Source organism: Aromatoleum sp., assembly GCF_035254505.1.
Lineage (GTDB): Bacteria > Pseudomonadota > Gammaproteobacteria > Burkholderiales > Rhodocyclaceae > Aromatoleum.
This window is the reverse complement of sequence record NZ_DATFAO010000087.1, coordinates 62733-72560: the sequence shown is the minus strand read 5'-3', so window position 1 is coordinate 72560 and position 9828 is coordinate 62733. Positions and strand designations below refer to the sequence as shown.

The 9828-nt window shown below is 65.9% G+C and carries 8 protein-coding genes; 3 read left to right on the top strand and 5 right to left on the bottom strand.

The window, feature by feature from the left end; genetic code table 11:
• The coding region (locus tag VJ673_RS17950) for a cytochrome c oxidase subunit II (RefSeq protein WP_324127535.1) at window positions 1–434 on the bottom strand (434 nt) is incomplete at its 3' end.
• 248 nt (window positions 435–682) lie between these two features.
• Between VJ673_RS17950 and rfaE2 the strand changes: the two genes are divergently transcribed.
• The gene (rfaE2, locus tag VJ673_RS17945) at window positions 683–1171 is read left to right on the top strand and encodes a D-glycero-beta-D-manno-heptose 1-phosphate adenylyltransferase (RefSeq protein WP_324127534.1); all 489 of its coding nucleotides are present in this window, start codon (window positions 683–685) and stop codon (window positions 1169–1171) included.
• Between the two features lie 45 nt (window positions 1172–1216).
• Here rfaE2 and VJ673_RS17940 read toward each other — a convergent pair whose 3' ends face one another.
• Genes VJ673_RS17940 through VJ673_RS17925 form a run of 4 tightly spaced genes read right to left on the bottom strand, consistent with a single transcriptional unit; the run spans window position 1217 to window position 6834 of the window.
• Entirely contained in the window at window positions 1217–3205 is a 1989-nt protein-coding gene (locus VJ673_RS17940) for a sensor histidine kinase (RefSeq protein WP_324127533.1), read from the bottom strand.
• Complete coding sequence (locus tag VJ673_RS17935; RefSeq protein WP_324127532.1) at window positions 3202–4341, bottom strand: ABC transporter substrate-binding protein; 1140 nt, start codon at window positions 4339–4341, stop codon at window positions 3202–3204. The genes VJ673_RS17940 and VJ673_RS17935 overlap by 4 nt, the downstream gene beginning before the upstream one ends.
• Window positions 4334–6559 (bottom strand): EAL domain-containing response regulator, encoded by a 2226-nt coding sequence (locus VJ673_RS17930; RefSeq protein WP_324127531.1) that lies wholly within the window; start codon window positions 6557–6559, stop codon window positions 4334–4336. The genes VJ673_RS17935 and VJ673_RS17930 overlap by 8 nt, the downstream gene beginning before the upstream one ends.
• A complete protein-coding gene (locus VJ673_RS17925) occupies window positions 6556–6834 on the bottom strand; it encodes a hypothetical protein (RefSeq protein WP_324127530.1) in 279 nt (92 codons plus the stop codon). Before VJ673_RS17925 ends, VJ673_RS17930 begins: the two co-directional genes overlap by 4 nt.
• 147 nt (window positions 6835–6981) lie before the next feature.
• Between VJ673_RS17925 and recQ the strand changes: the two genes are divergently transcribed.
• Window positions 6982–8811, top strand: a complete 1830-nt coding sequence (gene recQ, locus VJ673_RS17920) for a DNA helicase RecQ (RefSeq protein WP_324127529.1) — start codon at window positions 6982–6984, stop codon at window positions 8809–8811.
• Window positions 8812–8925: 114 nt separating this feature from the next.
• Window positions 8926–9690 carry a cytochrome b/b6 domain-containing protein gene (locus tag VJ673_RS17915; protein WP_324127528.1) on the top strand — a complete coding sequence of 255 codons (765 nt, stop codon included), beginning with the start codon at window positions 8926–8928 and terminating at the stop codon, window positions 9688–9690.
• Window positions 9691–9828: the final 138 nt, after the last annotated feature.

The following is a 9828-nucleotide window of genomic DNA, read 5'->3' as shown; positions in this document are numbered from 1 at the left end:
AGGAAGCGGATGCCCTGCCCTTCGCCCTGCAGGTAGTCGTAGCCCCACTTCCACTGGTAGCCGGTGGCCTTGATCGTGATGTCCGGGTCGCGCGTGTCCTTCATTTCCAGCACGGTCTTGGTCGCCGGCCAGGCCATGCCGAGCAGGATGACAACCGGGATGATCGTCCAGGCGATCTCGACCGAGGTGTTTTCGTGGAAATTGGCGGCGACCGCGCCACGCGACTTGCGGTGGTGGATCACCGCCCAGAACATCACGCCGAATACGCCGATGAAGATCACCAGACAGATGATCAGCATCAGCGTATGCATGTTGTAAATCTGTTCCGCGACGCTGGTCACGGGGGACTGCAGGTTGTAGTTACGCTCGGCGAATGCCGCCGAGGAGGCGAGCAACAATGAAGCGGACACTGCATGACGACCGGCAAGACTCATGTCCCTACCCCCATCGGATGCGGAATCTCGCGCAAGGCGCTTCCTGCGAGTTCCGGCCGATCATGCCATAGGGAATTCCGTGACCGCAATACAGAATTTTGAGCATCATCAACATACCGCGATGCAATATGTGATATTTGCCCGCAAGCTCGGCATACTCGTCCGTATTGTAAAAGAATATTGGCGGCCATCAAACGGCTAGAATCCGTCCCCGCCTACAGCGCAGACCCCGACCAGGAATCCCGGCCATGCCTTATCCCCGTCCCGCCTTCGAAGACAAGATCTGCCCGCCCGCGCAACTGGCCGTCCGCGCCGCCGCGCTCGCGCGCCCGCTCGTCTTCACCAACGGCTGTTTCGACATCCTGCACCGGGGCCATGTCACCTATCTCGCACAGGCACGCGCGCTCGGCGCCGCGATGGTGGTCGCGCTCAACACCGACGCATCGGTGCGCCGCCTCGGCAAGGGGGACGACCGGCCCATCAACGTGCTGGAGGACCGGCTCGCGGTGATGGCGGCGCTCGACTGCGTCGATCTCGTCACATGGTTCGACGAAGACACGCCGCTCGCGCGCATCCTCGAAGCCCGCCCGGAAGTGCTCGTGAAGGGCGGCGACTGGCCGGTCGAGCGCATCGTCGGCGCGGCCGAAGTCGTCGGCTGGGGCGGGACGGTGCATTCCATCCCCTTCACGCACGAGCGTTCGACGACGGCACTGCTGGGCCGCATTCGCGGCGCCTAGGCGAGCGCGAGCGCCCTGCCAGGCCCTATCCCTTGAGCGTAAGGACTAGGCCACCGGGCCCGCTGCGGAAGCTGTCACCGGGGCCACCCGCGGCATGCGAACGCGCATCGTCGTGCCCACTTCGGGCTGGCTATCGACGCTGACGGCGCCACCCAGCACGTTGGCCACGAGGCTATGCACGATGTGCAGGCCGAGCCCGCTGCCGCCCTTGCCCAGCCGCGACGTGAAGAAAGGCTCGAAGATGCGGCGCTGCAGTTCGAGCGGAATGCCGCGGCCGTCGTCGGCGACTTCGAGCAGCACCCAGTCGGGATCCTCCAGCTGGCCGGTCACGCGGATCTCGCCGGAGTTCCGCCCTTCGAAGCCATGCAGCACGGCGTTATTGATCAGGTTGGTCAGAATCTGGCCGAGCGCACCGGGATAGCTGTCGAGACGGACGTTGCGATCGACGTCGACCACCAACCGGTACGGTAGGCGCTTGAGCGACGGCCGCAATGTCATCACGATCTCATCGACGACTTCGCCGAAGTTGAATTCGCGCCGCTGCGAACTCGACTGGTCCACGGCCACTTGCTTGAAACTCGCCACGAGCGCCGCGGCGCGTTCCAGATTGCGCTCGATGATCGCGTTGGCGGCCTCGGTGTCTTCCAGATAGCGCTCCAGCGACGAACGGCGCAGGCCGGACTGGAGCTCTTCGCGCAGCGCGCGCGTCTGGTCGCGCACCGTGTTGGCCGCGATCAGACTGTTGCCGAGCGGCGTGCCGAGCTCGTGCGACACCCCGGCGACCAGCGCGCCGAGGGCGGCCATCTTTTCGGAATTGACGAGATCCTCCTGGGTGCGCCGCAGGTTCTCGAGCGCCGAGGACAGCTCCTCGTTGCTTCGGTGCAGCGCTTCGGTGCGCTCGATCACCCGCGCCTCGAGCGTCTGGTTCAGCTCCTGCAACGCCGCGCGGCTCGCCTCGACGGCCGCCTCGCGCTCGCGGATCGCCCGGCTCATGCGCTCGAAGGCCGCCGCAAGCCGGTTGAACTCCTTCACCTTCGACTTCCGCCACGACAACTCGTAGCGCCCCTGCTCGACACCGACTGCGAAGATCGACAACTCGCGGAAGAGACGCGCAAAGTAGCCGGCCTGCATCGCGGCCCCGATCAGGCCCACGATGATCGACGTCGCCAGGCCCACCAGCACGATCAGCTCGGCCGTGCGCGAGGGCCGGAAGGCCTGCGCCTGCGGCCGTACGACGAGCACGCGCCAGCCCAGCTGCGACACCGGCACGGCGCTGCCGATCATATCCACGCCGTCGATGCGCAATCGCTCGAAGGTGCTGCCGTCGTCGTCCTCGTGCGCGGCCACCTCCATCTGCGATCCGCCCTCCGAAAACGGCTGGAGGGCCGTCGAGGCGGTGTCGCCGATCACCGTCCCGCGACGGTCGAAGAGGATGGTGCGCAGGCCGTCCTCTTCTTCGTTCCCGGAGAGCGCGGTCCCGAGTGCCAGCGGAATCAGCTCGCCCACCAGCGTCAGCGCGCCCTGACGCACCGCGACGATGGCGGCAACGTCCGCGCTCACGGGCGAGAGCCGCGCGTCCGACCAGTACACACCGGTTTCGTGCGACGCCGCGGTGAACACCGGATGTTTCGAAAGGTCCATGCCGAGCAGGTCGTTGCGCAGACTCCGGCGCGAGGCGGGTAGACCGACCGCGATGACTGTCCCGTCGTCGCCGATTGCGTAGACCGCGGCGAAGCTGTCGCCATGTTCCTCGATCAGGCGGTCGAGCATCAGCGACATCCGCCCCGACGGACGCATTCCGCCCTCGACGAGCGTCTGCGCCATGCCTTCGAGCGCGATGCGGGGGCGGTCGAGCTGAGCCTCGATCTGATGGGCAATCGCGTGCGCAAGCTGGTGCTGGCGCAGCTCGGTGTCGTGGTCGATCTGCGGTAGCAGCCACAGCTTCATCAGCGCGAACACGAAGGCGAAGGTCACCGCCGCCACCACCACGGAGCGGAAGAAGAGCAGTCGCGCGAGACGCAGAGGCTGCATCATTCGCGCTGCGGCCCGGACAGCTTCGCTTCAAGGGAAAAACGCCCGTCGCGGATGCGCGTCATGTACACGTCGCGCTGCGTATCGCCCCAGGGATCGATATGCAGCGGCTGCTGCAGACCGGCAAACGTGTGATCGATCAGATAATTGCGCGCCTTGCGACCGCTCCCCGTCTGCGCCAGGGCCTCAAGCGCGACCCGCGCGGCATCGTAGGCGACCACGGCGCCGTAGCCGGGCTGCTCGCCGAAACGCTCTACGTAGGCGGAGCGAAAGGACTGGTAGCGCGGCGACGCGTCCTCGCGGTCGAACATCTGCGGTACCAGCACCCCTTCGACCGCCCGACCGCCGATCGCGACCAGTTCCTCGGTCGCAGCCCAGGTACTCCCCATGATGACCAGCGCGCTGTCGGTGCGCCGCACGAGTTGCGCGATGCGCGCGAGATCGACCGCCGCCGACACCACCACGAGTGAATCCGGTCGTGGCGCCAGGGCGCGATCCACTGTGTCCTGCACGCTCATGTCGGCCGCCGACTCGAAGGTCTCGACGCGCACCACCTCGCCCCCGGCGCGCCCGAAGGCGGCCGAGAAGTGCCGCACCCAGTCGGCCGAAAACGTATCGTTGGAGCGATCGTAGATGACGGACGCCTTGCGCCGTCGGAGCTCGCCAGCGAGGTAGCGGGCCGAAGCGGAAGCGTATTCGCGTGTCGTCGCGGTGACGCGGAAGAACTGATCGTCGAGCCCCAAAAACGCGGTACTGGTCACCGAAGGGGCGATCACAGGAATACCCGCCGACTTCGTCAACGGCAGCACGACTTCGGCCATCGCGCTCGTCATCGGTCCGATGATCACTTCAACGCCGGTCGCGAGCAGCTCGGCGACGCCGCGTTGGGCGAGGCCGATCTTCTGCGCGTCGTCGCGGACGATCAGTTCCACGCGCCGCCCCGCGATGCCGCCGGCGGCGTTCGCCTGCTCGACGGCGAGCAAGGCGCCATTGCGGCCGGCGATGCCGAGATCGGAGGCGCGCCCGGTCAGGCTGCCGAGGAACCCGATGCGGACCGGTTCGGGTTCGCCGCAACCGGTGAGGCCCACGATCGCCAGCGTCAGGATCCAGCCGGCGAAGTGCCGCAGCGCGTCAGCCACCACCTTGCCCGTTGGCGGCAAGCCAGGAGTGCCAGTCGTCGACCGGCATCGGCCGCGCGAAGTGAAAGCCCTGCCCGAGCTGGCAGCCCATCGTCTGCAGGCGCCCGGCCTGCTCGTCATGCTCGATGCCCTCGGCGATCAGCTCGATGCCGAGCCGGTCGCCGAGCCCGCAGACGAGGCCGGCGATCTCACCGCCCTTGCCGGCGCCGCCGATGTCGTTGATGAAGGCGCGGTCGATCTTGAGCCGATCGACGTTCATACGCTGCAGGTGGCTCAGCGACGAGAAGCCAGTGCCGAAGTCGTCGATCGCAATATCGAGTCCCATCGCCTTGATGCGGCCGAAAAGCTCGATCATGCGATTGCCTTCGCCCATCGCGACCGACTCAGTGATCTCGAGTTCAATCTGCTGCGGCAACGCGCCGCTGTCCTCCAGCGCTGCGCGCAGGCGGCCGAGGAAGTGCGGATCGCGGAACTGGATGATCGACACGTTGATCGCCACCCGGATCTTGCCGTAGCCGTTGCGCGCCATCCACGCCGCCTCCTCGCACGCGCGGCGCATCACCCATTCGCCCATCGGCACGATGAGTCCGGAGCGTTCCGCGAGCGGGATGAAGCGGTCGGGCGGCACCATCGTGCCGTCGGCCATGCGCCAGCGCAACAGCGCCTCGGCGCCGACGCAGCGACCGGTATCGAGCGAGATCTGCGGCTGGTAGACGAGGAAGAGCTCGTTGGCGGAAAACGCCCGCCGCAGGTTGTGCAGCATGTTCACGCGCCCGCGGATTTCCTCGCTGACGCCGCGGTTGTAGCGCGCCACCGAACCGCGCTCAGCCTGCTTCGCCCGCTTGAGCGCGAGGAAGGCATCCTCGAGCGCCTCGCTGCCGTCGCCGGACACGTCGTCGAGGCGCACGACGCCGACCGTGACCGACACGATGATGCTCTCGCCCTCGACCTCCAGCGGATCGGCGAAGAGCCCATCCAGGAGTTCGGTGCGGGTATCGGGATCCGCCCAGAAGACCGCGAAGCAGTCGCTGCCGACCCGAGCGACGTGCGCCCCCCGATCGCAGCCTTCGACGATGCGCGCGGCGACGCTCTTCAACATCGCATCGCCGTACTGGTAGCCGAAAGCGCCGTTGATCTCGCCGAAATGATCGACGTCGACCACCGCCAGCACGCCACGCAGCTCCTCGCACTCGCGCAGGTGCGTCTCGAGCATGTTCACGAGGTGACGACGGTTCGGCAGGTTCACCAGCGGATCGAAATACGAGTACTGGTTGAGCCGTTGCACGAGGTCGACGTTGTCGAGGCACACCGACACATTCGTGCAGAAGACTTCCAGCAGGTTCGGATCCAGATCCTCGACGACGAAACCCGCTTCGACGTAGGCCGCGAGATCGCGCCCGGGACGTGCGCCGAAGTACAGGGCGATGCCCCCGCCGGGTGCGAGGATGTTTTCGCGGCGCGTCAGCGCCTGTTCGAGCAGCGTCCGCACTTCAGTACTTTCGAGCGTGTCGAGCGACTGGCGCACGGTGTGCTCGAAACGTCCGGCCGCGGCGATGACCTCACAGCTGCCGCCGTCGTCGCGCCGCGCGCAGACGAGACCTTCCGGCGGCAGGTTGAGCAGGCCGGAAATCTGTGTGATGACGCCGGCGGCGAATTCCGCCAGGCCTTCGCTTCGCATGAGCTCCGCGCTGCCGCGCACGATGCGCGCGAGCCCCTCGCGGCTGGAGCTGACAATGCGGATCTGCTGGTAGGCGCGGATCGCCGACGTGAGCGCCGCGTAGAGACGCGTGCGCGACAGTTCGGACTTGTTCTTGTAGTCGTTGATGTCGTAATCGCGGATCGCATCGAGCTCCGGCGCGTAGCCGGGCTGGCCCGTACGCAGGATGATGCGCACATCGCGCATCCCGAGTTCGTTGCGGATCTCGTCGACGAGTTTCAGCCCCGCGTCCTGCGTCTCCATGACGACGTCGAGCAGGATCACCGCGATGTCGCGTTCTCCGGCAAACACGTTGCGCGCCTGTTCCGCCGAATAGGCATGCAGGAAGACAAGCGGACGGCCGAGGATCTCGACATTGGCGAGACTCAGTTCGGTGCTGCGGTGTACGTCCTCGTCGTCATCGACGATTGCGACCTTCCAGCTTGCCGCCGTTTTCGGGCGGGGAGCCGTCTCGGTCGCGAACTCGATGAGATCCTCGGTGGCCAAATCTCCCGGAATCACTTGGTCGCCTGGCTCTCTTTGAACGCACTCGCTTCCGCGTCGTGCCAGACCATCGTGATGTTTTCCTCGAACTGCGGGAAGGTCCGATCGTGCTCGATCAGCAGGCGCAGAATCGTTCGCGCGTGATCGCCCGGAAAGCCGCGGCGGGTTCCGTCACGCGTGTCGTTCATCAGACGGACGATGAACTGCCTGCAATCGCGCGTACCCCACAGCTCGTCGATCTTGTTGAGGTGCGGGTATGCATCATAGAGAGCCGTAACGTCTGTCTTGCGCATGATGGGCGCTCGCTCGATTCGTGACTTTAGTGATAGACAAAGATAACACCCGCATCGGTCGGCGTCGAACTCCATAAAGCATGAAGGGGTAATTTTGCACAGCGCCGATCGAACGGGGCCGAACGCAAGGCGCCGCACATCGGTAAAATGCAGCCGATGAGCACTTCCACCCGTCCTTCCCCCCTGCACGTCCTGGAACACGTTTTCGGCTACACGGCCTTCCGCGGCGAGCAGGAGGCCATCGTGACGCATGTCGCGGCGGGCGGCGACGCGCTGGTGCTGATGCCCACGGGCGGCGGGAAATCGCTGTGCTACCAGGTCCCGGCCCTGCTGCGCTCGGGCACGGCGGTCGTCGTGTCGCCGCTGATTGCGCTGATGCAGGATCAGGTCAGCGCCTTGCAGGAAGCTGGCGTCGCCGCAGCCTACCTGAATTCCAGCCAGGTGCAGGAGGAGGCCGCGGCCGTCGAGCGCGACCTCATCGAAGGCCGTCTCGATCTGCTCTACGTCGCACCCGAGCGGCTGCTGACGGCGCGCCTGCTGGGAACGCTCGACCGCCTGCATCGCGACCGGCGCATCGCGCTTTTCGCGATCGACGAGGCGCATTGCGTCTCGCAATGGGGCCACGACTTCCGACCGGAATACCTGCAACTCTCGGTGTTGTCCGAGCGCTATCCCGGCGTGCCGCGCATCGCGCTGACGGCGACCGCCGATCCGGAGACGCGCGAGGAGATCGCGGCGCGCCTGGGACTCGCCCAAGCGCGCCGCTTCGTATCAAGCTTTGACCGGCCCAACATCCGCTACCGGATGGTCGACAAGGACAATCCGCGCAACCAGCTCCTCGCCTTCATCCGCGAAGACCACGAGGGCGACGCCGGCATCGTCTACTGCCTGTCGCGACGCAAGGTCGAGGAGACCGCCGCGTGGCTGGAGGAACAGGGCATCCGCTCCCTGCCCTATCACGCCGGCATGCCGCAGGAAGTGCGCGCAGCCAACCAGAACCGCTTCCTGCGCGAGGACGGCATCGTGATGGTCGCGACGATCGCCTTCGGCATGGGCATCGACAAGCCGGACGTGCGCTTCGTCGCCCACCTCGACCTGCCGCGCTCGATCGAAGGCTACTACCAGGAAACGGGCCGCGCCGGGCGCGACGGCCTCGCCTCGCAGGCATGGATGGCCTGGGGCGCGCAGGACATCGTGCAGCAGCGGCGCATGATCGACGAGTCCGAAGGCAACGAGGACTTCAAGCGCCGGGCGCGGGCGCGCCTCGATGCGCTGGTCGGTCTCGTCGAAACGACCGCCTGCCGCCGCCAGCACCTGCTCGCGCATTTCGGTGAGGAAGGCCAGGTCTGCGGCAATTGCGACAACTGCCTGGAGCCACCGCGCACCTGGGACGCGACCGATGCCGCACGCAAGGCGCTGTCCGGCGTGTTCCGCACGGGCCAACGCTTCGGCGCCGGCCACGTGATCGACGTGCTGCGCGGCGAGCTCACCGACAAGGTGCGCGACTGGGAACACGACAAGGTCAGCACCTTCGGCATCGGCGCCGACATGGACGAAAAGACCTGGCGGACACTCTTCCGCCAGCTCGTCGCGCGCGGCCTCCTCGCGGTGGACCACGACCGCCACAATGCGCTGACGCTCACCGACCTCGCCCGTCCGCTGCTGCGCGGAGAGGCCGGATTTGCGCTGCGGATCGTGCCGGAAAAGAAGCGCAGCCGGCGCACGCGCAGCAATCGCATGGAAATCCTCGACGGCGTGCCGCAGACGCTGTTCGATCGGCTGCGCGCCTGGCGGGCAGCGACAGCGCGCGAACGCAACGTGCCGGCCTATGTGATCTTCCACGACGCGACGCTGCGTGAAATCGCGCTCGCGCGGCCGACCAGCCGCGCCGACCTGTCCCATATTTCGGGCATCGGCGACCGCAAGCTCGATGCTTACGGCGAGGCGATTCTCGAAGAAGTGCGGCGGGTGGAATGAGGGCACAACGAAAAAGACATCTGGAGCAATTCAGAATTTGACAATGCGCAACAACATGACCCTACGGCAGACGTTACAATTCGTAATTGAATCCCAGCCCATAGTCGTGTTGTCATGAAGAAGTCGTCCCAGCGCAATTTCGGCCAGCGCTTCAACCCGAACAACAGCCCTGCGAAGGCCATCGCCGCTAACGACGACAGCGCGCTGAAGGGCACGGAACTCCTCCACAGTCCGCGACGGGCCCTCAAGACCAAGGCGCAGATCAAGGTCTGGGACATGTTGGTCCGGACCTTCCATTGGACGCTCGTGACCTCCTTCTTCACGGGCTTCTTCATCACCGACAAGTTTCCGCTGCACGCCTACGCCGGCTATCTGATCTTCACGCTGGTGCTGACGCGCATTGTCTGGGGATTCGTCGGCTCGCCCTACGCGCGCTTTTCGGCCTTCATCTACACGGTGAGGGAAACCATCCAATACACCCTGTCGGCCTTTCGCATGGGCCCGGCGCGCGAGTACCTGAGCCACAACCCGATGGGGGCGATCATGGTATTCGCCTTCCTCTTCCTGCTGCTCGGCAACACGATCATCGGCACGATGCTGTACGCCGCCCAGCAGCTCGAGGGACCGCTCGTCGATATCGTGCCGACCTATTGGGACGAAAGCCTCGAAGACATCCACAAATTCGTCGCGAAGATGCTGATCTCGCTCGCCGGCTTTCATATCTGCGGCGTGATCTGGGCGTCGTGGTGGCACCGCCAGAACTACGTCCTGGCGATGTTCACGGGCTACAAGTCGGTCTTCACGCGCCGCACCCACCGCGAGGGCTCGGGCGAGGTGTGGACGGCCGAGGAACGCGCGAAGCGCGGTCACTGCCGCTGAGGCTGGCACAGTAAGAAACCGGCCCACTCCGGACTTGCGCCGGAGTGGGCTTTCTTTCGTCGGGCGCTTTCATTACGCCCGTGACTAGTTCGAAGTGACTAGCCCGCCCCCTGCCGGACTAGTCCCCTCCCCCTGCTT